This window comes from Aeromonas sp. 600282 (assembly GCF_049175755.1).
Lineage (GTDB): Bacteria > Pseudomonadota > Gammaproteobacteria > Enterobacterales > Aeromonadaceae > Aeromonas > Aeromonas veronii_A.
In genome coordinates, this window is record NZ_JAAKVR010000028.1 from 13,416 (window position 1) to 35,616 (window position 22,201).

Consider the following 22,201-nt stretch of genomic DNA (forward strand, 5'->3'; position numbering starts at 1 on the left):
TGATGGTCAGAGGGAGGTGCCAAGCCCTGTCTCGGCGACAGGGCACTGATCTGAGCATATATCTGAAATGGATGATTGGTAGCCGGTCGCGCAGGACAAAAATGCCGCCGCCGATGATCTGTTTGATATGACAGGGAAAGTGCGCCAGAAACAGCACGGCCTCCCGAAGGAGGCCGTGTGGCAAACGCAGTTGGCGGGGAGGATTACATCCAGTCGGCGTTGCGGATCACCCCGACCGCCAGCCCTTCGATGGTGAGCTGCTGGCAGGAGAGGTCCACCTCGATGGGGGAGAGCTCTTCATTTTCCGGTAGCAGCCATACCTGACTGCCCTTGCGCTGGAAGCGCTTGACGGTGACATCCTCATCGAGACGGGCCACTACCACCTGACCGTTGCGCACCTCCTGGGTCTTGTGCACCGCCAGCAGATCGCCATCCAGAATACCGATGTTCTTCATGCTCATCCCCTGCACCCGCAGCAGAAAATCTGCCCGCGGATGGAACAGGGTAGGATCAACCTGATAGTGGCTCTCGATATGCTCCTGAGCCAGGATGGGTTCACCGGCAGCGACCTTGCCGATAAGCGGCAGGCCGCTCTCCTCCAGCACCTCTTCCTCTTCGAGCAACAGGCGAATGCCGCGGGACGTGCCCGGCATGATCTCGATGACCCCTTTTTTGGCCAGGGCCTTCAGATGTTCTTCGGCCGCATTGGCCGACTTGAAACCAAGCTTCTGGGCAATCTCGGCACGAGTCGGCGGCATACCGGTTTCGCTCATATTCACCTTGATCAGCTCCAGCACTTCGGCCTGGCGGGGGGTAAGGGGTTTCATAGAATTGGCACCTGTCTTTTTATACAGCACACTGGCAGTATATACAGTGCAGTGGCCAAGGCAAGGCGCAGCTGACATTTGTCGCGACCAACCCCTCATTTACTACTGTTTTGATCCTGCGCAGCCGACTCATCGTACCTCTCGGCGACAAGGGGCTGTCGATTTGCTATGCTCACGCCGCATTTTTTTGGAGAGCAGACGCACATGTCCCTAGGACAGAAGATTTCCAGAGCCATCTTGCAATGGCCGGTCAGCGGCTTGGTCAATCACAAGAGCCTGCCGGAAAATCCCATCACAGAACTCAATCTGGATCCGGCCAGACCCATCGTCTATGCCCTGAAAACCAGTTCGATCACCGACCTGATGACCCTGCAGCAGTGCTGCGAGGATCTCGGTCTGCCCGGTCCCTTCACGCCGCTGGAGCTCAACGGCCAGCTGCTGCCGCGCTATGTCTGTCTGGATCGTCCGCCTCCGCTGTTTGGCAAACGCAGCAAACCGCTCCCCTTCCTGCAGGAGTTCCACCAGCTGCTGGATCTGCACAAGCAGGATCCCGAGCTGGATATCCAGGTGGTGCCCGTCACTCTGTTCTGGGGTCGTGCGCCGGGTCGGGAAGGCGAAGAGGCTTCCGGCTGGAACATCATCAGCAGTCTGGCGCCGAACCGGCTGAAGAAAGCGCTCATCGTGATCCTCAAGGGTCGCGAGAATCTGGTGCGCTTCTCGCCGCCGCTCTCTCTGCGCTACATGGCGGACAAGCACGGCACAGACGAAGGGATCGCCCACAAACTGGCGCGGGTGGCTCGCACCCACTTCAGTCGCCAGCAACTCGCTGCCACCGGCCCGAAACTACCGAACCGCCACCTGCTGTTCAAACAGCTGCTCGATTCCGAAGTGATCCAGCAGGCGATTGAAGAGGAGGCCCAGCGCGAAGGGATCAGCCTCGAGAAAGCCAAGAAGCGGGCTCACGGCTATATGGACGAGATCGCCTCCGACTTCTCCTATCGGCTGATCCGTCTCGGCGAGAGTTTCCTCGGCTGGCTGTGGAACAAGCTCTACCGCGGGCTCTCCGTCAACGGCGCCGAGAAGGTACGCCAGCTGGCACAGGAGGGGCACGAGATCGTCTACGTCCCCTGCCACCGCAGCCACATGGACTACCTGCTGCTCTCCTACGTCATCTATCACCAGGGGATGGTGCCGCCCCATATCGCGGCGGGCATCAACCTCAACTTCTGGCCGGCGGGCCCGATTTTCCGCCACGGCGGCGCCTTCTTCATCCGCCGCACCTTCAAGGGCAACCCGCTCTACAGCACGGTATTTCGTGAATACCTCAACCTGCTGTTTGCCAAGGGGTACTCGGTGGAGTTCTTCACCGAGGGTGGCCGCTCCCGTACCGGTCGCCTGCTGCCACCCAAGACCGGCATGCTGGCGATGACACTGCAGGCGATGATGCGCGGGCTGGACAGACCGGTCACTCTGGTGCCCGTCTATCTGGGTTACGAGCACGTGATGGAGGTGAACACCTACCACAACGAGCTCAAGGGCAGCCGCAAGGAGAAAGAGAGCTTCCTGCAGGTGCTCGGCATCCTGCGCAAGCTGCGCAACTATGGCCGTGGCTTCGTCAACTTCGGCGAACCGCTGACCCTCAACAGCTACCTGAGCGAGCATATTCCCGACTGGAAACAGCACATCGGAGAAGAGGAGCGTCCGGAGTGGATGGCGGGTACCGTCAACGAGCTGGCCGAGCTGCTGATGACCCGCATCAACGGGGCTGCCGCGGTCAATGGCCTGACCCTGAGCGCACTGGCACTGCTGGCCGCCGAGCGTCACGCCCTGACCCGCGACGAACTGCAGGCCCAGCTCAACACCTATCTGGATCTGCTCAAAGCGGTGCCCTACAGCCCGCACAGCACCATGCCGGCCGAAGATGCCGCCACCCTGCTGGATCAGGCCATGGAGCTCAACAAGTTCGAGGTGAGCGAGGACAAGCTGGGCCAGATCATCAGTCTCGACCGCTATCAGGCGATCCTGCTGACCTACTACCGCAACAACATCCTCCACCTGTTCGCCATGCCTTCGCTGGTAGCGGCCCTGATCGAGCGTTGCGAAGGGATCTCCCACAGCGAGCTGCTGGCCCGCTGCATCGACATCTATCCGCTGCTCAAGACCGAGCTGTTCCTGCGCTACGAAGAGGATGAGCTGCCGGAGCTGGTCGATGCCCTGCTGGCAGAGCTGCAGCGTCAGCAGCTGATCGAGGCGCGCGATGGCGGCTACTGGGTCAACCCGGCCAACCAGATGCGCCTGCTGCTGCTGGCGGAGAGCATTCAGGAGACCCTGCAGCGCTACGCCATCGTGCTGACCCGGGTGCTGGCCCAGCCCCATATCGAGGCGGAGCAGCTGGAAGCGGACGGCCTGATGATGGCAGAGCGCCTCGGCACCCTGCACGGCATCAACGCCCCCGAGTTCTTCGACCAGAAGCTGTTCAGCACCCTGATCCACACCTTGCGCAAAGAGGGTTACCTCTCCCCAGAGTGCAAGCCGGATCTCGGCCGCTTCCAGGCGCTGGCCGACAATATAGTGCCGCTGCTGAGCAACAAGATCCGCCGTACCATTCAGGCAGGCAATCAGCTCTGATCTGCAACACAAACAAAGAAGGCCGCATCATGCGGCCTTCTTTTTATCCAGTTTTACTCGGGGCGCAATCACGCCAGCAGGTAGTCAAGCACCAGACCGGCAAACACCAGCGCCCCCACATAGTTGTTGTTGAGAAACGCCTGGAAGCAGGCTTCCCGCTGCCGCTCGCGAATGAGCCGCTGCTGATAGACAAACAGCACCGCCGCCCCCAGCAATCCCCAGTAATACCAGCCCCCCAGCGTCATCAGCTGCCCGACCGCCAGCAACAGCAGCAGCGTCGAGAGTTGCAGTGCGCCGATGATCCGCTTGTCGTAACGACCAAACAGGATGGCGCTGGATTTGAGGCCGATCTTGAGGTCGTCATCCCGATCCACCATGGCGTACTGGGTGTCGTAAGCCACCGTCCAGAGCAGGTTGGCGAAAAAGAGCAGCCAGGCCACCAGCGGCAGAGCATCCGCCTGCGCCGCATAGGCCATCGGGATCGACCAGGAGAAGGCCATCCCGAGCACCAGCTGAGGGTTCGAGATAAAGCGCTTCATAAAGGGGTAGCTCACCGCCAGCAGCAGGGCGACAAACGACAGACCGATGGTGAGCGGATTCATGGTCAGCACCAGACCAAAGGAGATAAGCGCCAGCACGAAGAAGAGCGCCAGCACCTCCCACGGCTTGACTCTACCCGTAGGCAAGGGGCGACCAGCGGTGCGTTTGACGTGGCCATCGAAGTTGCGATCCGCATAGTCGTTGATGACGCACCCTGCCGAGCGCATCAGAAAGACCCCGACCACAAACACGGTCAGCACCCAGAGATTGGGCAGGCCACCAGCGGCCAGCCAGAGCGCCCACAGGGTTGGCCACAGCAGCAGCAGAGTACCTATGGGTTTGTCGACGCGGGCCAACTGCATGTAGGCAAGTCCCCGCTCCTTGGTTAACAGGTTCACTCCAGCTCCTTGTCACAGACGAGAGAGGGCAGAAACAGCTCGTGCACCAGCAGTGGCCACTGCCCCAGAAACAGACGGGAACGACGCCCCCAGACAGTGGCGGCCGGGCAACGAGGATTGGCGGCAATATCGAAACGGGCCAGCTGCAGGTGATCACGGCGGGCAGGCTCATGGCCAAATACCCGCTCACCCAGCGGCTGCTCGCCAAGCTCGGCAATGCCGCTCCCTTGCAATGCGTCATCGGCAAACAGGGTCCAGCCCAGCACGGCGGGCCCACGATCCCCGTGCAGGATCACCTCGCGGCAGGTACCGGCCGGCGAGGCCGAATCCACCAGCCACTGCTCATCGGCAGTAAGGGCGACCGGGTGATTGCCCAGCCACTCCACCGAAAAGTGGCGATTGTGCTGACGCAGCCGCCGGGTCATGGAGCCGGGCTCCAGCAGCCAAGGGCGCAGGCTGGCGGGCAATTCGCAACATTCGGGGGCCAGCCACCCGCTTAACGGCGTGAGGGGAACAGTCAACTCGGACTTCACAGCTTCACCATCCAGAGATTTCCGTGTTCAGGTTAAAATCCGGTTTATTATCCGTAAATCAATAGCGAAATGTAAGAACATCCGTGCTTGACGGCCCCGATGGCAACATCAAAAATGGGTTATCTCTTGCTGATGAGCCATCTATATGAAGATCTTCAAAATTCTGCTGGTGTTGTTACTGAGCTGTGGTGCGCTGCATGTACAAGCCTCATCCGAAGAAGAGCCGCCCGCAGAGGGAGAAGAAGCAGCCGCAGCCGCCAAGCCGGGCTTTTCCTACCACGCGCTCGACCCCGACATCATCACCAACTACCTGAGCAACGGCAAAACCCTCGGTTATGTCCGAGTCACGGTGGAGCTAATGGCGGAAAACGAAGCCGACCTCAAGCTGCTGGAGCAGCATGACCCGCTGATCCGAGATACCATCATTCGTTTGATGGGCAGCAAGAGCGCCGAGCAGATCAAATCCCTGGTCAGCCGTGAAGAGTTGCGCAAGGAGTGCGAAACCAAGGTCAACGAACTGCTAGTCAAAGAGACTGGCAAGAAAGCGGTGCGCGAGCTCATCTTCACCAAGTTCCTTTACCAGTAATCCCTCCCGAAACAATCGCTTATTGGCATAACGGCCAATAAGCGAGCTTTACCGATTCACTCGAAATGAAAATCGATTACAATACGGCCGTCGAGTCTTAGAGGTAGTCGTTATGGGCAGCAAGACCCTGTGTGAGTGGCGTCGCCACGAGATCCCCACTGATCTCAAAGCGTTGCGCAAAATTGTTCGCAAGCCGAAATTCGTCTGCGGCAAGTGCGCCCGCAGCGCCAATGACAAGGGTTACCTCTGCCAGCCACTCCGCTTGAAAGAGGAGTAACCCCTCACGGTCAGTGCACTATTGATCGGTCCAACCCTGTCGTCCCTGCTCGAACAATCTGCGCGCCTGGGTATCGTTCGGGCAGACACCGCGATACTCCTCGCCTGAGCGGCCAGCCAAATAGAGATGCTCGGGGCGGCAATACCATGCCAATCCCTTCTGATGTCCCTGCTTCCACAGTTCGGTATCCACCTTCTTGCCACACTGGCCCTGATGGAACTCAACCCGTTCGGTGGTGAAGCCCAGCTTGCCGTCAGCCTCCCCCACTTCGCTCCACACCTTCTCGCAAGGGTCATCGTTGGAGACACAGCCCCCCAGCAGGGCCGCCAGCAATATGATGGAAAGTCGCATAGTCATCCTTGAGTGTCGTTTGAGCTGTTCATTCTTGACCAGCCAGGGGATGACCACAAGCAACTTGCATCCCCCCTGTGAGCGCACCAAAAAAATCAGGCGGGCACAATGCCCGCCTGTTCATTCAATGCTATGGATCACGGGTTGTTGAAGGGGTCATCGAAGGGATCATCGTCCTGCCAGCCTTCTTCTTCCCACTGATCCAGCTCTTCTTCCCAGGAATCCGGCTCCCAATCATCATCAGAGGAGTCGTAATCCGGCTTGTGTCCACCCATCTTCACTCTCCTTGGATAGTTCACCCGCACTCCAATTTTATCCGGAATTGTCGGGCTCGCCAGTCAGAGGAAGTTCAAAGTTTGACCAAGGTGCGGCCGGCGATCTGGCCTTGCGTGATGGCCTCGGCGGCCTCCACTACCTGCTCCAGCCCAATCTCGGTGACCGCCTGTTCAAAGAAGCTGGCAGGCAGATCCCGTGCCAGTCGCTGCCACGCCAGTTGACGACGTTCAAACGGGCACATCACCGAATCGACCCCCTGCAACCGCACGTTGCGCAGGATAAAGGGCATCACACTGGTCGGCAGATCGAAACCGCCCGCCAGCCCACAAGCTGCCACAGCGCCGCCATAGTTCATCTGGGCCAGCAGCTTGGCCAGCACCTGACTGCCGACGGTATCGATGGCAGCGGCCCAAAGCTGCTTCTCCAGCGGTTTGGCAGGCACCTGCAGCTCGCTGCGCGGCACGATGCGGCTGGCACCCAGTGCGGTCAGCATGGCGCCCTGCTCTTCGGGACGACCGGTCAGCGCCGCCACCTGATAGCCAAGGGCCGCCAGCAGGGCGACCGAGGTGGCCCCCACACCGCCTGCCGCGCCGGTGACCAGCACCTCGCCACTTGCGGGAGTAATACCCGCCTCTTCCAGCGCCAGCACGCAGAGCATGGCGGTGAGACCGGCGGTACCGATGCACATGGCCTGGCGCTCATCCAGCCCGGCGGGCAATGGCACCAGCCAGTCCCCCTTGACCCGCGCCTGTTCGGCCATGCCGCCCCAGTGCCCTTCGCCCACGCCCCAACCGGTCAGCACCACCTTGTCGCCGGGCTGATAGCGGCTGTCGGCAGACTCGAGCACGGTACCGGCGAAGTCGATACCGGGCACCAGCGGCCACTGACGCACAATCTTGCCCTTGCCGGTTATGGCCAACCCATCCTTGTAGTTGATCGAGCTGTAAGCGACCGCCACCCGCACTTCACCTTCCGGCAACTGGCTCTCGGTCAGCCGAGTCAGAGTCGGAACAGTCTTGCCGTCTTGGTTTTCCAGTAACAGAGCCTTGAACATGGTTGCCTCTTTGATGACGTGTGAAACGGGGATCAGCTGCTTTGACGCTTTTGCAGTTGAAAATCGAGAGCCAGAGCAGTGCCCATCATGGGTTCAGTCGTTCTCCAGCGCGGTGAGACAATGAGAGAGGGTGCGCGCCAGCGCTCCCTGATTGCGCAGCACCACGGCGCGAGCCTGCTCGCCCATCTCGCGGCGGGCGTTGCCGTCGGCAAACAGCTGGCTCACCCGCTCGCCCAGCTCGGCGGCGTCGGCCACAACGGCGGCGCCCCCCTGAGCCACCAGCTGGCGGGTGATGTCGCTGAAGTTGAAGTAGGCGGGACCGGTCAGGCAGGGCTTGCCGAGGGCCGCCGGCTCCAGCAGGTTGTGACCGCCAATCTTCACCAGACTGCCGCCAACGAAGGCCACATCGGCCGCAGCCAGCATCAGCGGCAGCTCGCCCATGGTATCGCCGAGATAGACCTTATCCTCCGCACTCACCGCAGCACCATCAGTGCGCCGCACGCAGCCATAATGGGCGCACAGCTCGGCCACCCGATCGAACCGCTCGGGGTGGCGCGGCACCAGAATGAGCAGCGCAGCGGGATGGCGTTTGAGCAGCAGATCGAAGGCGGCCAGCACCTGCTCGTCCTCACCCTGATGGGTGCTGGCGGCGATCCAGACCGGCCGCTCGGCGCCCAGCTGCTGGCGCAGGGCGCGCCCCTTGGCCTGCACCTCGTCGCCAAACTGGATATCGAACTTGATGGAGCCGGTCACCGCCAGCCGCGAACGATCGATGCCGAGGCGGGCGAAGCGGTCGGCGTCATCCTGATGCTGGCAGAGCAGATGGGTCAACGGCCGGCTCAGGGTGTCGAAGGCGCCGTGGAAGCGGGCATAACGCTGGCAGGAACGCTCGGAGAGGCGGGCATTGATGATGGTCACCGGCAGGTGGCGCGCCTCGCAGGCGGCCAGCCAGTTGGGCCACAGCTCGGTCTCCATCACCCAGAGCGCGCGCGGCTTGAAGGTGTCGAGAAAGGCGGCAATGGCCCAGGGGTAGTCGAGCGGCGCGTAACGATGGATCACCAGATCCCCCAGCTTGGCAGCCTGATCGGCGCCGGTGCGGGTGGTGGTGGTGAGCAGGATCGGCAGATCGGGCCGCTCCGCCTTGAGGGCGCGAATGAGCGGCGTGATGGCCAGCGTCTCCCCCACGCTCACCGCATGGATCCAGAGCGGCGCCTCCTGTCCGGTGGCGGGCAGCCGTCCGAGATGCTCGGCCCAGCGCTTGCCAAAGCCGGGCTTGCCTTTCTTCGGCTTGTAGAGGGCCAGCAACGCCAGCGGCAATCCGAGATGGATCAGCAGGTTGTAGAGCAGACGGTAGGGCATCTTACTGACTCTGCTCCAGCTTCTTGCAGGCATCGACCACCTGCTCCGGCGCCAGGTCGATCAGGCACTTGAGATGGCCGAACTTGCAGGTGCGCTTGAAGCAGGGGCGACACTCGATGTCGGTGTGAACGATCTCGACCCGATCCGCCAGCGGCGGGGTGTAGAGCGGCGAAGTGGAGCCATAGACGCCCACCAGCGGCCGGTTGAGGGCGGCGGCGATGTGCATCAGGCCGGAGTCGTTGGAGATGACCCGGCTGGCCAGCGCCATCAGATCGATCGCCTCGTGCAGGCTGGTCTTGCCCGCCAGCACGTGGCAGTTGGGGCGGGTCAGCAGGTTGACCCGATCCCGGATGGTATTGGCTACCGGTACATCCTTGTTGGAGCCAAAGATCCACACCTGCCATCCTTCGTCCAGATGCTGCTGGGCCACCACGGCGTAGTGCCCCTCCGGCCAGCGCTTGGCCGGGCCAAACTCGGCACCGGGGCAGAGCACCAGCACCGGGCGGGCGCGATCCAGCCCCAGTCGCTCCAGCGTCTTGCTCTGGTTGACCAGATCGACGTGCAGAGAGGGGTGGGGAATGGTCGGAATATCGGCCCGGCTCTTCATCTGCTCCTTGGGATAGGCGAGCGCCAGATAGCCCTCCACCATCAGCGGGAAGGCGGACTTGTTGCTGCGCATATCGTTGAGCAGGCCGAAGCGGTGCTCCCCTTTCCAGCCGGTACGCACCGGAATGCGGGCAAACCAGGGGATCAGCGCCGATTTCATGGAGTTGGGCTGGACGATAGCCTGATCGTACTTCTCGGCCGCCAGCTGCTTGCCGAGGCGGCGGCGCGCCACCAGCTTGAAGTCACCGTGGCCAAGGGGCATGGTGATCGCCTTGTCCACCTCCGGCATCCGCTCCAGCAGGGCGCAGCACCAGGCGGGGGCCATCACGTGCAGCTCGCTCTCGGGATGGTTGGCCTTGATCGCCTTGTAGAGACTCTGGGACATCACCATGTCGCCGACCCAGGAGGGGCCGATCACCAATATTTTCATTACGCGTCTTCTCTCGGGTCTGGCCCGGCGGTTAATCATCACTGGGCGAGATTATGCCCCAAGAATGGTCGGATAAATAACAGAAGATCCTTACCTACCCGCCCTGACATGGGAGACCAGCCGCCACCCGGGTCATGCCCCGGCCACGCTTTTAGGCTAGAATGGGCGCCAATTCGAGCATGTCCCGCCAGACGGGCAACAACCGAGAGCCCCATTTCGTGAAAAAACCGACTCTGGCTGCCGTTCTGATCGTCAAGAATGAAGCCGACAACCTGCGCAAGTGCCTCGCCTCCCTCGACGGACTGGTGGACGAGATCGTCATTCTGGACTCGGGCAGTCAGGACGAGACCCCGGCCATCGCCGCCGAATTTGGGGCCCGTTTCTTCGTCAACGCCAAGTGGCCCGGCTTTGGCAAACAGCGCCGACTGGCCCAGTCTCATGTGCAGTCCGACTGGGTGCTGTGGCTGGATGCCGACGAGCGGCTCACCCCCGAGCTGAAAACCGCCATCGCCAACGTGATGGCCAATCCGGCCAGCGACACCATCTACTCGCTGCCGCGCCTCTCCTGGGTCTTTGGCCGCTTTATCCGCCACAGCGGCTGGTATCCGGATCGGGTGCTGCGCCTCTATCCCAAGGCACTCACCAGCTACAACGAGGCGCTGGTGCACGAGAAGGTGGAGGTGCGCGCCAACATGAAGATCGTCAACCTCTACGGCGACCTGCACCACTTCACCTATCGGGATCTGGAGCACTATCTGGTCAAATCGGCCGGTTATGCCCGCGCCTGGGCCGATCAGCGCACCGCTCGCGGCAAGAAGGGCTCCCTCAGTCAGGGGCTGATGCACGCCATCGGCTGCTTCATCAAGATGTACCTGCTCAAGGCGGGCTTCCTCGATGGCAAGCAGGGGTTGCTCCTAGCCATCCTCTCCGCCCACTCCACCTTCGTCAAATACGCCGACCTCTGGGTGCGCCAGCAACCGCAGCAGCCGGAATAGCGCCGTCCCCCACCGCAAGTTCGTCAATTCGCCCCTTGTTCCAGCGGAACAAGAGGCGAATGGCATGGCGGCAGATCGGGCGTAGCCCTTGCAGAACGCGCAATGGCCATGACGGAGGGCGACAGGGGTTAACTCGATCGCTATAAGCTGAATTTATGGGTTTTGCTTAAATGACCCAACTCCAGCTTATACCGGCAGGGTCCGCGCCAGTGGGGTGCTGACCGAGCCGCAAAAGGGCTGTCGGGGGCAATGTCCGATCTACAACCCTGTCAGCTGCACCCATCACCATACAGAACAGGGCCCCGCGGGGCCCTGTCTGCATTGCTGCATAGGTTACTTGCGCCAGAAGGGCGCCGCCCAGCGGGCCATCTCCGGCACCATGGCCTTGGGATCGAGCTGGCTCATATCCTCCGGGTGGTCGCTGTCCTCGGGCGGACTGAAGGCGAGGTGGCGCCCTTCGCTGTTGAGGGGCTTCCAGCGCAGCGGGGTGGCGGAGCGGCGCATCGGGAAGAAGCCGATGGTCGGCACGTCGAGCGCCCCGGCGATATGGAGCGGGCCGGTACTGCCGGCGATAAACAGGGCGGCGTTGGCCAGCACCTGACAGAACATTGGCAGACCGTCGCTGGAGCGGTAGATCCAGCCGTTGCCGCCGTGGGCCAGCAGCTCGGCCGCCAGCTGTTCGGCCATCTTCTCCTCGCCCGGGCCGGCGGTCAGCACGCACTGCAGCTCGGGGCAGGCCTGGTTCAGCTTGATGATGATGCGGGCGTACTGCTCGATGGAGAGGTTGTTGGCCGAACCACCGCTGCCGGCGTGTACCATCAGCCAGGGGCGGCTGGCATCGAGCTTGAGCTTGGCCGCCAGCTGCTCGCGCACCTGCTGCAGGCTCGCCTCATCGAAACTGAGGAAGGGAGTCTTGGGCTCCACCACGGCGACCTGATGATCGGTCAGGAAGCGGCGGATCAGCTCCAGATTGTACTCGGACTCCGGCTTCTGGGAGCGGGAGCGGCGCTGCACCAGACGCTGGTTGTAGAGCACCTGCGCCAGCTTGGTCGCCGGCGCCAGCCGGTAAGGGATGTGTGCCTTCCACACCAGCATGGCGTTGCGGGAGTTGGAGAAGAGGCAGATGGACGCGTCGAACGCCGCCGCCTTGATCCGGGCCAGCAGTGCCCGCTGTTGCTCCTTGTCGGCACGCACGCCCGGATCGATGATCACCTCGTCAATCCAGGGGCAGAGCCGGGCCAGCGGGGCCGTGTAGGCCGGAACCAGGGCAGTCACATGACACTCCATGGAGCCTTTGAGCATGGCGAAGCTAGGCCACGCCAGCATGAAGTCACCAATCTTGTCATTGCGAACGACCAGAATACGTTTCATAAAAAATCCCTTTGCTCCCTGTCACCAATGCAGGGAGGCTTGATGCGCGATGGCGTATTCTTGCCTGATGCACTGCTATTCTCAAGCGACGACCTTATAATGCGACCAAATTTCCAGGTTGCAGGACCACAAAGATGACTACCAGGGTGATCTATCCCGGGACATTTGATCCCGTTACCAATGGCCACGCCGACCTGATCGGCCGCGCCGCCAAGCTGTTTGACGAGGTGATCGTTGGTGTCGCCAACAGCCCGAGCAAGCGCCCGCTGTTCGATCTGGCGGAACGTGTCCAGCTTGTCCAGCAAGTGACCAGCCAACTTCCCAACGTCAAGGTGGTCGGCTTCTCCGGGCTGCTGGTCGATTTTGCCAAAGAGCATCAGGCCAACGTGCTGATCCGCGGCCTGCGCGCCGTCTCCGACTTCGAGTACGAGTTCCAGCTGGCCAACATGAATCGCCGCCTGATGCCGGAGCTGGAGAGCGTATTCCTCACCCCGGCCGAGGAGAACTCCTTTATCTCCTCCACTCTGGTGAAAGAGGTGGCGCTGCACGGTGGCGACATCCGCCAGTTTGTCGACCCCGTGGTGGCGCAGGCCATCGCCGCCAAACAGCAGCAGCGCTAATCCCTCCCCTGATGGGCAGAAACGAACAAGGGCTACCCGCGGGTAGCCCTTGTTGTATCTCTCTCGCATGGAGAGGTCAGCCTGCTTGCCGGTTACTGACGGGCAAACCGCTCATTCATCTCCTGCACCAGCAGATCGAGCCACTCGTAGCGGCGCCGATACATGGCCCGCTTCTTGGAGGCGATCTCCTCCAGCGGCTTGCGTGGCTGGGCTTGCAGGGCGACGAAGTTGGCATCCACATCCCGGGCGTCGAACTCCTGCCACAGCTCGTCATAATCGGCCTGCAAATTGGCTTTCTGCTTGCTGCTGTAGCGCTTGGCCTGAAACACGTGGGCCCGCTTGCGCACCGCCAGCACCTCCGCCGCCCCCATGCTCTGCGCCAGTTGCAGCACCAGTTGCACCAGCAGGGATTTGGGCCGCAGGCCGTGTCCCTCTTTGGTCAGCTCGCGCACCCGATCCTGAGCATTGTCGACCGCAGGCTCCGGCCCCTGCATGGAGCCGATCATCAGAATCAAACGATCCACGCTACCTGCCAGCGAAAAGGCGCAACTGTAGAGGCGCTGCCCCTCGCCGTTGACGATGGAGAGCGCCAGCTCGGCCTCGCGGCGGAAGGTGCCATCGTGGCGCAGCAGAAGGCGGCAGCCACTCTGGGGATAGTGCCCCAACTCGATCCCCTCGCCCAGATAGAGGGGATCAATCAGCTGGGGGTAGCACTCCAGCAGCAACCGATAGTGATTTTCCAGCATCTCGGCCCGTTGACGGGCGCTGGCACAGGCGAAGCGATAGGGACGCATCGGCTTGTCGAGCAGCTCGGGATAAACAGCTGGAAGCGCCTTGAGCGAGTCGCACTGAAACAGGCTGAAGACCCGGCTCAACGACTTGCGATAGAGCAGGCTGCGCAGCACAAACTTGCCGCGATTGAAGGTTTGGCGCTCGCACCCCTCGGGATAGAGGAAGCGGGCCATGGATTTTGCGCAATAGCGCTCCTGCCGGGATAGATACTCCCAGTCTATTGATTTTAAAGTCATTTCTAGTTCTCAAACCGCCTGAACGGCCGCTGATACTAGTAATGACTGCGCAAATATTCAACAGCCTGGAAATATGCTGTTACAACTTCCCCCGGATCGGGGAAAAAAGTACGCTCAGCGCTGGCAATGACTGCAAAAAACCGTGGTACGCTGCCCCATTCTTGTCTCGGTCAGCAGGGTGTGACAGTGGAAACAGGGCTGACCGCCACGGCCGTAGACCTGCAACTGCTGCACGAAATAGCCTGGCTTGCCATCGGCACTGGTGAAATCCTTGAGGGTGGTGCCGCCCTGCCGGATGGCTTCGGCCAACACCCGCTTGGTCTCGGCCACCAGGGTTCCCAGCCGCTCGGCGCTGATATTGCCCGCCGCCCGTTTGGGGTGAATGCCGGCGGCATAGAGCGCCTCGTTGGCGTAGATGTTGCCTACCCCGACCACCACCTGATTGTCCATCAGGAACTGCTTGATGGCAGTGCTGCGCCCCTTGGCACGCCCCTGCAGGTAATCAGCACTGAAGGCATCGGTGAGCGGCTCGGGCCCCAGCTTGGCGAGCAGCGCGTGGGCTTCGGCCGGTTCCCTGGTCCAGAGCAGGGCGCCGAAGCGGCGCGGATCGTTTAGCCGCAGCAGCTTGCCATTCTCCAGCTCGATATCCACGTGGTCGTGCTTCTCGGCCGGGGTGCCGATATCCAGTACCCGCAGGCTGCCGGACATCCCCAGATGAAGGATGGCGGTGCCGAAATCGGTCTCCAGCAGCAGGTATTTGGCACGGCGGCGCACCCGATGGATGGTGAGGTCCACCAGCTCCTGAATCTCACCGGGGATCGGCCAGCGCAGGCGGCCATCCCGCACCACCACGCGCGTCACCTTGATACCGGTGAGCCAGGGGGAGATCCCCTGACGGCTGACTTCAACTTCTGGCAATTCAGGCATGGGTACCTCACAAGGAAAAGGAACTCAGGGGGCAGGGCGCAGCAGATCGCGATACTGCTCGGCTGTGAGGGCGAGCCAGAGACCGGACGGCAGCTGGGCACCATACTGACCGCTATTCTGATAGAGGCCGATCTCGACCGGATCGTTCTGGCCGGCAATCCACACCTTGATGGTCACCGGCGCACCGCGTACCGCTTCACCGGGGGGTAACAACCAGCCCTGCCAACGTGCCAGACGGGCATCCAGCTGCGCGCTGTCGAGCCCCAGATCCGGCCCGCTGCGCCAGCCCTGACCGATCCGCTCAATCTGCCAGCTCGGCCCCTGCCAGGTGAGCACCACAGCCGCATCAGGCAGCAAGGGGCGAGCCCGCTTGGCGCTATTCTCCTGCTGGGCCAACTCCATACGATGCAACAGGGTGATCACGATCAGCACCACCACGATGATCACGTTATTCCAGCCTTTGCGGCTCAATTTGAACATGGCAAGCCTCCCTTTGAACCGGCAGTGTACTGAATTCGGCGCATAAAAAAACCCGGCACGAAGCCGGGTTTTTGGGAATGCAGCATCAAGTAATTACTTGATTTTGCCTTCCTTGTAGATCACATGCTGACGAACAACGGGATCAAACTTTTTGATCTCCATTTTTTCGGGCATGGTGCGCTTGTTTTTGGTAGTGGTATAGAAGTGACCAGTACCGGCGCTGGAGTTCAGGCGAATTTTCTCGCGAATACCTTTAGCCATGATCTAATTCCTTATACCTTAACACCGCTGGCGCGCAGTTCAGCCAGAACCACTTCAACGCCACGCTTGTCGATGATACGCATGCCTTTTGCGGATACGCGCAGGCTTACGAAGCGTTTTTCACTCTCAACCCAGAAACGGTGAGTGTGCAGGTTCGGCAGGAAACGACGCTTGGTGGCGTTGTTAGCGTGCGAACGGTTGTTACCAACTGCCGGGCGCTTGCCGGTTACTTGGCATACTCTAGACATGTCAGTCTCTCCAAATCTTACTTCATTGCTCGAGCAAATATCTGCCCCGCTGGCCTTCGATTGCGGGGCAAACAGAAGGCGGCATTTTATACAGCATCCGTGATCAAAGATCAACTAATACGGTGCCAGAGCACAGTTATAGCCAACCGCGCTCGGCAAAAGAAACCGTGATGCCGTCACCGATCACCAAGTGATCCAGCACTCTGATATCGATCAGGGCCAAAGCGGCCGTGATCCGATCCGTGATCTGGCGGTCGGCCCTACTGGGCTCGGCGACGCCGGACGGGTGATTATGCGCCAGAATCACTGCGGCTGCATTATGTTTGAGCGCGATCTGCACGATTTCTCTTGGCCAGACGCTCGCCGAGTCGATAGTGCCGAAAAAAAGCTCAACAAATTGAATGACTCTGTGCTGATTGTCGAGCAACAGCAGGGCAAACACCTCGCGCGGCCGATCCCGCAGCTGGGCTTGCAAATAGTCCCGGGTCAGCTGGGGAGAGGTGAGCGCATCACCCCGTTGCAACTGCTCGGCCAGATGGCGTCTGGCCATCTCCAGCACCGCCTGCAACTGGGCATATTTGGCCGGGCCAAGGCCGTGCGCCTCGCAGAATGCCTGTTGATCCGCCCCCAGCAAGCTGCGCAAAGAGCCGAATTGATTCAATAGGTTGCGTGAAAGATCCACTGCACTCAGGCCATTGATGCCGGTGCGCAGAAAGATGGCGAGCAGCTCGGCATCGGAGAGCGCCGCGGGCCCCTGACGCAGCAACTTCTCTCTGGGGCGTTCATCTTCCGGCCACTCTTTGATGCTCATTTGTCTCTCCCTCATCCCTGTTGAGAAAAAACATAGCAAAAAATTGCGCGCGCCCGACCACACCCCTTGATGCCAACCCCTGTCGTCATCCATTGCCTGTGGTATCTTAGCCGACCAGTCAGAATGAGCCGGATAGAGAAACAGCAGATGAGATTGGCCGATAAACGCATCCTGTTGGGTGTCAGTGGCGGGATCGCCGCCTACAAGAGTGCCGAGCTGGTACGCCGCCTGAAAGATCAGGGCGCCGAAGTACGGGTGGTAATGACCCGCTCCGCCAAGGAGTTCATCACCCCGCTGACCCTGCAGGCGGTCTCCGGCCATCCGGTGGCGGACAGCCTGCTGGACCCCTCCGCCGAAGCGGGCATGGGCCATATCGAGCTGGCCAAGTGGGCCGATCTGGTACTGATCGCCCCCGCCAGCGCCAACCTGATGGCGCGGATGGCTGCAGGCATGGCCGACGAACTGCTGACCACCCTCTGTCTGGCCACTCCGGCGCCCATCGCGCTGGCACCAGCAATGAACCAGCAGATGTATCTCAACGCCGCCACCCAGGCCAACCTCAAGACCCTGGCCAGCCGCGGCATTCTGCTGTGGGGGCCGGATGCCGGCAGCCAGGCCTGTGGCGATGTGGGCCCGGGCCGGATGCTGGATCCCCTCGAACTGGTGGATCGCTGCTGTCAGCAGCTGGCCGCCGAGCCCTTGCTGGCAGGCGTCAAACTGCTGCTCACCGCAGGGCCAACCCGCGAGGCGCTGGATCCGGTGCGCTACATCAGCAACCACAGCTCCGGCAAGATGGGCTACGCCATCGCTCGCGCTGCCCGTGAAGCAGGCGCCGAAGTGACGCTGGTGAGCGGCCCGGTGACGCTAGCTACACCTGCTGGCGTGACCCGTGTCGATGTGGAGAGCGCCGAGCAGATGCATCAGGCGGTGATGAGCCGGGTCGGCGAGTGCGACCTCTTCATCGGCTGCGCCGCGGTGGCCGACTACCGTCCCGAGCAGGTGGCCAGCCAGAAGATCAAGAAAACCGGCGACAACGACCAGATGGTGGTGAAGCTGGTGAAAAACCCCGACATCATCGCGGCCGTCGGTGCCCTTTCAGACAAACCCTTCACTGTCGGATTTGCCGCCGAAACCGTGGATGTGGAACAATACGCCCTCGATAAATTGCAGCGAAAGCGGTTGGACATGATCGCCGCCAACGATGTATCCCGCGAGGGGCAAGGCTTCAACGCCGATGACAACGCCCTGACCGTGTTCTGGCAAGGGGGCCAGGCGCCTCTGCCGCTGGCCGACAAGCTGACGCTGGCCCGTCATCTGGTTGCCCTGATTGCGCGCCACTACCGGCACTGAGCGTCCCGAAAGAACAAGACTCACGGCGCCCCGCCTTGCCAAGAGGGGCGCCAACACAAGATCCAACTGAAAAAGCGATTCATGACAACACAAATTGAACTGAAGATTCTGGATGCCCGTATTGGTACCGAGTACCCGCTGCCCGCCTACGCTACTCCCGGCTCTGCCGGCATGGACCTGCGCGCTCTGCTGGATGCACCGCTGACTCTGGCTCCGGGCGATACCACTCTGGTACCGACCGGTCTGGCTATCCACATCCAGGATCCGGGTCTGTGTGCCACCATTCTGCCCCGCTCCGGTCTCGGCCATAAGCACGGCATCGTGCTGGGCAACCTGGTCGGTCTCATCGATTCCGACTATCAGGGTCAGCTGATGGTCTCGGTCTGGAACCGCGGCAAGGATGAGTTCACCATGCAACCCGGCGAGCGCATCGCCCAGCTGGTGATCATGCCGGTAGTTCAGGCCAGCTTCCAACTGGTCGATGAGTTCAACCAGAGCGAACGGGGTGAAGGCGGTTTTGGTTCTTCTGGTCGCCAATAACCGACCACACCAGCCTGATGGGCGGTGCCTAATAACAGAATCAAGCCATTGTTTTTTTAGGGGAATCCATGGCAAGCAGTAATCAGAAACAGAGTCGGCGCGATCAGATCCTGCAGGCGCTCGCCCATATGCTGGAAACCAGTCCCGGCCAGCGCATCACCACGGCCCGTCTGGCAGCCGAGGTCGGCGTCTCTGAAGCAGCCCTCTATCGACACTTTCCAAGCAAGGCGCGGATGTTCGAAGGGCTGATCGACTTTATCGAGGATTCCCTGCTGTCACGGGTCAATCTGATCATGGCGGAAGAGAAAGACACCATGGCGCGCTGCCACCACATCCTGCAGCTGCTGCTGGTGTTCGCCGAGCGCAATCCCGGCATCACCCGCATCCTCAACGGCGATGCCCTGCTGGGCGAGCACGACCGGCTGCGGGATCGCATCAGCATCCTGTTTGACAAGCTGGAGACCCAGATCAAGCAGGTACTGCGCGAGAAACGGCTGCGCGAGGGGCAGGGCTTCCAGCTCGACGAAACCATGCTGGCCAATCTGCTACTGGCCTATACCGAGGGCCGGATCAGCCAGTTTGTCCGTTCCGAGTTCAAGCTCAAGCCCACCGCCGGCTTCGAGGATCAGTGGCAGTTTATCCGCAGCCAGCTGCTGCAGAGCTGAGCGGCAGCGCTTTTCACCGAGCATGAAGAAGGGAGGCCTTGGCCTCCCTTCTTTTTTGTGTCAGGTTTTTATGGCAGAAAAGAAGTACCAGATGCGACCCGTACTGTCGCGCTGCGGTGTTAGATTTATCCACCATAAACCTTTTAGAACCTGACAGGACATCCTATGGAACCCGAAATCATTACCGAAGCGCAGACCTGGCTGGTCAATAATCAGGGACTGCTGATCGAATACGGCGTCAATATCGCCGCCGCCCTGCTGACCCTGCTGGTCGGCTACATCGCCGCCAACCTCATCAGCGGTGGCGTGGTCAAGGTGATGCAGGCCCGCAAGCTGGACACCACAGTCACCCACTTCGTCGGCAGCATCCTCAAATACGCCATTCTGGTGTTCGTGGTGATCGCCGCGCTGGGCCGTGTCGGCGTGCAGACCGCCTCCTTCGTCGCCATTATCGGTGCCGCCGGTCTGGCCATCGGTCTGGCGCTGCAAGGCTCGCTCTCCAACTTCGCTGCCGGCTTCCTGCTGATCATCTTCCGCCCCATCAAGGCGGGCGAGTTTATCGAAGTGGCAGGCACTGCGGGTGTGGTGCAGTCCGTTCAGCTCTTTACCACTACCCTCACCTCAGGTGACAACAAGATGGTGGTAGTACCGAACTCCGCCATCCTCAACGGCACCATCGTCAACTACTCGCGTATGGATACCCGCCGCGTCGATATGACCTTCGGTATCGGCTACGGCTCTGACCTGCGCAAGGCCAAACAGATCCTCGAGCGTCTGGTAAGCGAAGAGCCGCGCATCCTGAAAGATCCGGCAGCCACCATCGCCGTTGCCGCGCTGGCCGACTCCTCGGTCAATATCGTGGTGCGTCCCTGGGTGAAAACCGCTGACTACTGGGGTGTCTGGTTCGACTTCCACGAGAAGGTGAAACTGACCTTTGATGCCGAAGGCATCGAGATCCCCTTCCCGCAGATGGTGATGCACATGCAAAAAACGCAGGCGTGATCGCGGTTCTGCTGCAACAGACAATGCCAGCCTTCGGGCTGGCATTGTCGTTTCTGGCACCAGCCCATGGCCATGTCGGTGCATAACCACGCCAACCGGATGAAAACAATTTCAGGCTATCGGGGTGGCCCCAATCATGAGCAAGCGCAAGATCCGCCTTGCTTTCGTGACACATAATCCCAATGTTCTGGTTGTATGCTCCCGACAGTGACCCATTGCGGTAAAAGACAATCGGTAAAAATCTGTTACACGGGCCGCCCGATCGGCTCGCTATAATGCTCGGATAATAAGGTTTGGCGGGACCTTGCCTGCAAGGTTCAAACACAACTTGGCATTTCAGGAATCCTATGAAAAATATCAATCCAACCCAAACCCAGGCCTGGCAGGCACTGGAAGCCCACTTTGCAGCAAACAAAGAGACCCGACTCAAGGATCTGTTTGCGCAGGACCCGAAGCGCTTTGACAAGTTTTCCCTCACCTTCGGCGGCGACATCCTGGTTGATTACTCGAAGAACCTGATCACCGAAGAAACCCTCAAGTTGCTGGTTGATCTGGCCAAAGAGACCGATCTTCGCAGCGCGATCGATGCCATGTTCAATGGCGACAAGATCAACATGACCGAAGGCCGCTCCGTACTGCACGTGGCCCTGCGCAACCGCTCCGACCGCCCCATCGAGAGCGACGGCAAGGATGTGATGCCGGAAGTGAACGCCGTACTGGCCAAGATGAAGGGCTTCTGCGAGAAGATCATCTCCGGCGAGTGGAAAGGCTACTCCGGCAAGGCGATCCAGCACGTGGTCAACATCGGTATCGGTGGCTCCGATCTCGGCCCGGTGATGATCACCGAGGCACTGCGTCCCTACAAAAACCACCTGCAGATGCACTTCGTCTCCAACGTCGATGGCACTCACATCGCCGAGACCCTGAAGAAGATCGATCCGGAAACCACCCTGTTCCTGGTGGCCTCCAAGACCTTCACCACCCAGGAGACCATGACCAACGCCCTGACCGCCCGCGACTGGTTCATCAAGATCGCCGGTGACAAGGCCCACGTTGCCAAGCACTTCGCCGCCCTCTCCACCAACGGCAAGGCCGTGGCCGAGTTCGGCATCGACACCAACAACATGTTCGAGTTCTGGGACTGGGTTGGCGGCCGCTACTCCTCCTGGTCTGCCATCGGCATGCCCATCGCCCTGTCTGTCGGTTTCGAGAACTTCGAAGCCCTGCTGCAAGGCGCCTTCGAAATGGACATGCACTTCGCCACTGCCTCCTATGAGCAGAACGTGCCGGTGCTGCTGGCGCTGATTGGCCTGTGGTACAACAACTTCTACGGTGCCGAGTCCGAAGCCATTCTGCCGTACGACCAGTACATGCACCGCTTCCCTGCCTACTTCCAGCAAGGCAACATGGAATCCAACGGCAAGTACGTGGATCGCAACGGCAAGCCGGTTGACTACCAGACCGGCCCCATCATCTGGGGTGAGCCGGGTACCAACGGCCAGCACGCCTTCTACCAGCTGATCCATCAGGGCACCAAGCTGATCCCCTGTGACTTCCTGGCACCAGCCATCAGCCACAACCCGATCGGTGACCACCACCCGAAACTGCTGGCCAACTTCTTCGCCCAGACCGAGGCACTGGCCTTCGGCAAGAGCAAGGAAGAGGTTGAAGCCGAGTTCCTGGCGGCTGGAAAAACCCTGGAGCAGGTCAAGGATCTGGTGCCGTTCAAGGTGTTCGAAGGCAACCGCCCGACCAACTCCATCCTGTTCAAGAGCCTGACCCCGAAAACCCTGGGTGCCCTGATCGCCATGTACGAGCACAAGATCTTCGTACAGGGCGCAATCTGGAACATTTTCTCCTTCGACCAGTGGGGCGTGGAGCTGGGCAAACAGCTGGCCAACAAGATCCTGCCGGAGCTGGGCAACAACGAAGCTGTCACCAGCCACGACTGCTCCACCAACGGTCTGATCAACACCTGGAAAGCGTGGAAAGCCTGATTTATCCGGCCTTTCTGAATGCAAAAGCCCCGCTCGATGAG

The 22,201-nt window shown here is 60.8% G+C and carries 25 protein-coding genes; 10 read left to right on the forward strand and 15 right to left on the reverse strand.

Features of this window, described 5'->3' with window-relative positions:
* Positions 1-203: 203 nt before the first annotated feature.
* Positions 204-827, reverse strand: a complete 624-nt coding sequence (lexA, locus tag G5137_RS19935) for a transcriptional repressor LexA (protein ID WP_139433841.1) — start codon at positions 825-827, stop codon at positions 204-206.
* Positions 828-1,031: 204 nt separating this feature from the next.
* On the opposite strand from lexA, the gene plsB reads away from it, so the two are divergent.
* Entirely contained in the window at positions 1,032-3,455 is a 2,424-nt protein-coding gene (plsB, locus tag G5137_RS19940) for a glycerol-3-phosphate 1-O-acyltransferase PlsB (RefSeq protein WP_421173179.1), read from the forward strand.
* Between the two features lie 68 nt (positions 3,456-3,523).
* Here the strand turns inward: plsB and ubiA are convergent, their stop codons facing one another.
* Together ubiA and G5137_RS19950 are read right to left on the reverse strand one after the other, a co-directional pair.
* A complete protein-coding gene (gene ubiA, locus G5137_RS19945) occupies positions 3,524-4,393 on the reverse strand; it encodes a 4-hydroxybenzoate octaprenyltransferase (RefSeq protein WP_005339536.1) in 870 nt (289 codons plus the stop codon).
* The gene (locus G5137_RS19950) at positions 4,390-4,926 is read right to left on the reverse strand and encodes a chorismate--pyruvate lyase family protein (protein WP_005339534.1); all 537 of its coding nucleotides are present in this window, start codon (positions 4,924-4,926) and stop codon (positions 4,390-4,392) included. Before G5137_RS19950 ends, ubiA begins: the two co-directional genes overlap by 4 nt.
* Positions 4,927-5,071: 145 nt before the next feature.
* Here G5137_RS19950 and G5137_RS19955 point away from each other — a divergent pair, with 145 nt between their 5' ends.
* Positions 5,072-5,512, forward strand: a complete 441-nt coding sequence (locus tag G5137_RS19955) for a flagellar basal body-associated FliL family protein (protein WP_216952370.1) — start codon at positions 5,072-5,074, stop codon at positions 5,510-5,512.
* Between the two features lie 112 nt (positions 5,513-5,624).
* The gene (locus tag G5137_RS19960; protein ID WP_098971330.1) at positions 5,625-5,789 is read left to right on the forward strand and encodes a hypothetical protein; all 165 of its coding nucleotides are present in this window, start codon (positions 5,625-5,627) and stop codon (positions 5,787-5,789) included.
* An 18-nt stretch (positions 5,790-5,807) separates the two neighbouring features.
* Here the strand turns inward: G5137_RS19960 and G5137_RS19965 are convergent, their stop codons facing one another.
* The 5 genes from G5137_RS19965 to waaF all read right to left on the reverse strand — a co-directional run bounded on the left by G5137_RS19965 (position 5,808) and on the right by waaF (position 9,865).
* A complete protein-coding gene (locus tag G5137_RS19965) occupies positions 5,808-6,140 on the reverse strand; it encodes a DUF2799 domain-containing protein (protein ID WP_216952374.1) in 333 nt (110 codons plus the stop codon).
* A 137-nt stretch (positions 6,141-6,277) separates the two neighbouring features.
* Positions 6,278-6,415 carry a hypothetical protein gene (locus tag G5137_RS19970; RefSeq protein ID WP_216952376.1) on the reverse strand — a complete coding sequence of 46 codons (138 nt, stop codon included), beginning with the start codon at positions 6,413-6,415 and terminating at the stop codon, positions 6,278-6,280.
* Positions 6,416-6,489: 74 nt separating this feature from the next.
* Positions 6,490-7,470: an MDR family oxidoreductase gene (locus G5137_RS19975; protein ID WP_421255863.1), complete on the reverse strand. Its 981-nt coding sequence runs from the start codon at positions 7,468-7,470 to the stop codon at positions 6,490-6,492.
* 93 nt (positions 7,471-7,563) lie between these two features.
* Positions 7,564-8,829, reverse strand: a complete 1,266-nt coding sequence (gene waaA / locus G5137_RS19980) for a lipid IV(A) 3-deoxy-D-manno-octulosonic acid transferase (protein ID WP_421255864.1) — start codon at positions 8,827-8,829, stop codon at positions 7,564-7,566.
* Between the two features lies 1 nt (position 8,830).
* Positions 8,831-9,865 (reverse strand): lipopolysaccharide heptosyltransferase II, encoded by a 1,035-nt coding sequence (gene waaF / locus G5137_RS19985; protein WP_421255865.1) that lies wholly within the window; start codon positions 9,863-9,865, stop codon positions 8,831-8,833.
* Positions 9,866-10,083: 218 nt separating this feature from the next.
* Between waaF and G5137_RS19990 the strand changes: the two genes are divergently transcribed.
* Positions 10,084-10,860: a glycosyltransferase family 2 protein gene (locus G5137_RS19990; RefSeq protein WP_113740654.1), complete on the forward strand. Its 777-nt coding sequence runs from the start codon at positions 10,084-10,086 to the stop codon at positions 10,858-10,860.
* 333 nt (positions 10,861-11,193) lie between these two features.
* Here G5137_RS19990 and G5137_RS19995 read toward each other — a convergent pair whose 3' ends face one another.
* Positions 11,194-12,231 (reverse strand): glycosyltransferase family 9 protein, encoded by a 1,038-nt coding sequence (locus G5137_RS19995; RefSeq protein ID WP_041210780.1) that lies wholly within the window; start codon positions 12,229-12,231, stop codon positions 11,194-11,196.
* A gap of 134 nt (positions 12,232-12,365) precedes the next feature.
* Here G5137_RS19995 and coaD point away from each other — a divergent pair, with 134 nt between their 5' ends.
* Positions 12,366-12,851, forward strand: coding sequence for a pantetheine-phosphate adenylyltransferase (gene coaD, locus G5137_RS20000; protein WP_041210779.1), 486 nt, complete (start codon positions 12,366-12,368; stop codon positions 12,849-12,851).
* 92 nt (positions 12,852-12,943) lie between these two features.
* Here coaD and G5137_RS20005 read toward each other — a convergent pair whose 3' ends face one another.
* From G5137_RS20005 to radC, 6 genes are all read right to left on the reverse strand, one after another.
* Positions 12,944-13,879, reverse strand: coding sequence for a VirK/YbjX family protein (locus G5137_RS20005; protein WP_421255866.1), 936 nt, complete (start codon positions 13,877-13,879; stop codon positions 12,944-12,946).
* A 114-nt stretch (positions 13,880-13,993) separates the two neighbouring features.
* On the reverse strand, positions 13,994-14,806 hold the full coding sequence (gene mutM / locus G5137_RS20010) for a bifunctional DNA-formamidopyrimidine glycosylase/DNA-(apurinic or apyrimidinic site) lyase (RefSeq protein ID WP_421255867.1): 813 nt from the start codon (positions 14,804-14,806) through the stop codon (positions 13,994-13,996).
* A gap of 24 nt (positions 14,807-14,830) precedes the next feature.
* Entirely contained in the window at positions 14,831-15,286 is a 456-nt protein-coding gene (locus G5137_RS20015) for a hypothetical protein (protein WP_216952392.1), read from the reverse strand.
* A 93-nt stretch (positions 15,287-15,379) separates the two neighbouring features.
* Positions 15,380-15,547, reverse strand: a complete 168-nt coding sequence (gene rpmG, locus G5137_RS20020) for a 50S ribosomal protein L33 (protein ID WP_005307500.1) — start codon at positions 15,545-15,547, stop codon at positions 15,380-15,382.
* An 11-nt stretch (positions 15,548-15,558) separates the two neighbouring features.
* On the reverse strand, positions 15,559-15,795 hold the full coding sequence (rpmB, locus tag G5137_RS20025) for a 50S ribosomal protein L28 (RefSeq protein WP_005307492.1): 237 nt from the start codon (positions 15,793-15,795) through the stop codon (positions 15,559-15,561).
* Positions 15,796-15,931: 136 nt separating this feature from the next.
* Positions 15,932-16,606 (reverse strand): RadC family protein, encoded by a 675-nt coding sequence (radC, locus tag G5137_RS20030; protein WP_421207232.1) that lies wholly within the window; start codon positions 16,604-16,606, stop codon positions 15,932-15,934.
* A gap of 147 nt (positions 16,607-16,753) precedes the next feature.
* Between radC and coaBC the strand changes: the two genes are divergently transcribed.
* The 5 genes from coaBC (at position 16,754) to pgi (ending at position 22,160) form a co-directional block, all read left to right on the forward strand.
* Entirely contained in the window at positions 16,754-17,956 is a 1,203-nt protein-coding gene (gene coaBC / locus G5137_RS20035; protein ID WP_421255868.1) for a bifunctional phosphopantothenoylcysteine decarboxylase/phosphopantothenate--cysteine ligase CoaBC, read from the forward strand.
* An 81-nt stretch (positions 17,957-18,037) separates the two neighbouring features.
* A complete protein-coding gene (gene dut, locus G5137_RS20040) occupies positions 18,038-18,496 on the forward strand; it encodes a dUTP diphosphatase (RefSeq protein ID WP_005339498.1) in 459 nt (152 codons plus the stop codon).
* A 68-nt stretch (positions 18,497-18,564) separates the two neighbouring features.
* On the forward strand, positions 18,565-19,161 hold the full coding sequence (slmA, locus tag G5137_RS20045) for a nucleoid occlusion factor SlmA (protein WP_005339495.1): 597 nt from the start codon (positions 18,565-18,567) through the stop codon (positions 19,159-19,161).
* 165 nt (positions 19,162-19,326) lie between these two features.
* Positions 19,327-20,163, forward strand: a complete 837-nt coding sequence (locus G5137_RS20050) for a mechanosensitive ion channel domain-containing protein (protein WP_088868140.1) — start codon at positions 19,327-19,329, stop codon at positions 20,161-20,163.
* A gap of 347 nt (positions 20,164-20,510) precedes the next feature.
* The gene (gene pgi, locus G5137_RS20055) at positions 20,511-22,160 is read left to right on the forward strand and encodes a glucose-6-phosphate isomerase (RefSeq protein ID WP_247823751.1); all 1,650 of its coding nucleotides are present in this window, start codon (positions 20,511-20,513) and stop codon (positions 22,158-22,160) included.
* Positions 22,161-22,201 lie beyond the last annotated feature (41 nt).

Coding starts and splice junctions, on each gene's coding strand:
- G5137_RS20005 (WP_421255866.1), bottom strand. CDS start 13,879: ATGACTTTAAAATCAATAGACTGGGAGTATCTATCCCGGCAGGAGCGC.
- coaBC (WP_421255868.1), top strand. CDS start 16,754: ATGAGATTGGCCGATAAACGCATCCTGTTGGGTGTCAGTGGCGGGATC.
- coaD (WP_041210779.1), top strand. CDS start 12,366: ATGACTACCAGGGTGATCTATCCCGGGACATTTGATCCCGTTACCAAT.
- dut (WP_005339498.1), top strand. CDS start 18,038: ATGACAACACAAATTGAACTGAAGATTCTGGATGCCCGTATTGGTACC.
- slmA (WP_005339495.1), top strand. CDS start 18,565: ATGGCAAGCAGTAATCAGAAACAGAGTCGGCGCGATCAGATCCTGCAG.
- plsB (WP_421173179.1), top strand. CDS start 1,032: ATGTCCCTAGGACAGAAGATTTCCAGAGCCATCTTGCAATGGCCGGTC.
- G5137_RS20050 (WP_088868140.1), top strand. CDS start 19,327: ATGGAACCCGAAATCATTACCGAAGCGCAGACCTGGCTGGTCAATAAT.
- G5137_RS19965 (WP_216952374.1), bottom strand. CDS start 6,140: ATGCGACTTTCCATCATATTGCTGGCGGCCCTGCTGGGGGGCTGTGTC.
- waaF (WP_421255865.1), bottom strand. CDS start 9,865: ATGAAAATATTGGTGATCGGCCCCTCCTGGGTCGGCGACATGGTGATG.
- G5137_RS19975 (WP_421255863.1), bottom strand. CDS start 7,470: ATGTTCAAGGCTCTGTTACTGGAAAACCAAGACGGCAAGACTGTTCCG.
- mutM (WP_421255867.1), bottom strand. CDS start 14,806: ATGCCTGAATTGCCAGAAGTTGAAGTCAGCCGTCAGGGGATCTCCCCC.
- rpmB (WP_005307492.1), bottom strand. CDS start 15,795: ATGTCTAGAGTATGCCAAGTAACCGGCAAGCGCCCGGCAGTTGGTAAC.
- lexA (WP_139433841.1), bottom strand. CDS start 827: ATGAAACCCCTTACCCCCCGCCAGGCCGAAGTGCTGGAGCTGATCAAG.
- pgi (WP_247823751.1), top strand. CDS start 20,511: ATGAAAAATATCAATCCAACCCAAACCCAGGCCTGGCAGGCACTGGAA.
- radC (WP_421207232.1), bottom strand. CDS start 16,606: ATGAGCATCAAAGAGTGGCCGGAAGATGAACGCCCCAGAGAGAAGTTG.
- G5137_RS19970 (WP_216952376.1), bottom strand. CDS start 6,415: ATGGGTGGACACAAGCCGGATTACGACTCCTCTGATGATGATTGGGAG.
- G5137_RS19960 (WP_098971330.1), top strand. CDS start 5,625: ATGGGCAGCAAGACCCTGTGTGAGTGGCGTCGCCACGAGATCCCCACT.
- G5137_RS19995 (WP_041210780.1), bottom strand. CDS start 12,231: ATGAAACGTATTCTGGTCGTTCGCAATGACAAGATTGGTGACTTCATG.
- rpmG (WP_005307500.1), bottom strand. CDS start 15,547: ATGGCTAAAGGTATTCGCGAGAAAATTCGCCTGAACTCCAGCGCCGGT.
- G5137_RS20015 (WP_216952392.1), bottom strand. CDS start 15,286: ATGTTCAAATTGAGCCGCAAAGGCTGGAATAACGTGATCATCGTGGTG.
- waaA (WP_421255864.1), bottom strand. CDS start 8,829: ATGCCCTACCGTCTGCTCTACAACCTGCTGATCCATCTCGGATTGCCG.
- G5137_RS19955 (WP_216952370.1), top strand. CDS start 5,072: ATGAAGATCTTCAAAATTCTGCTGGTGTTGTTACTGAGCTGTGGTGCG.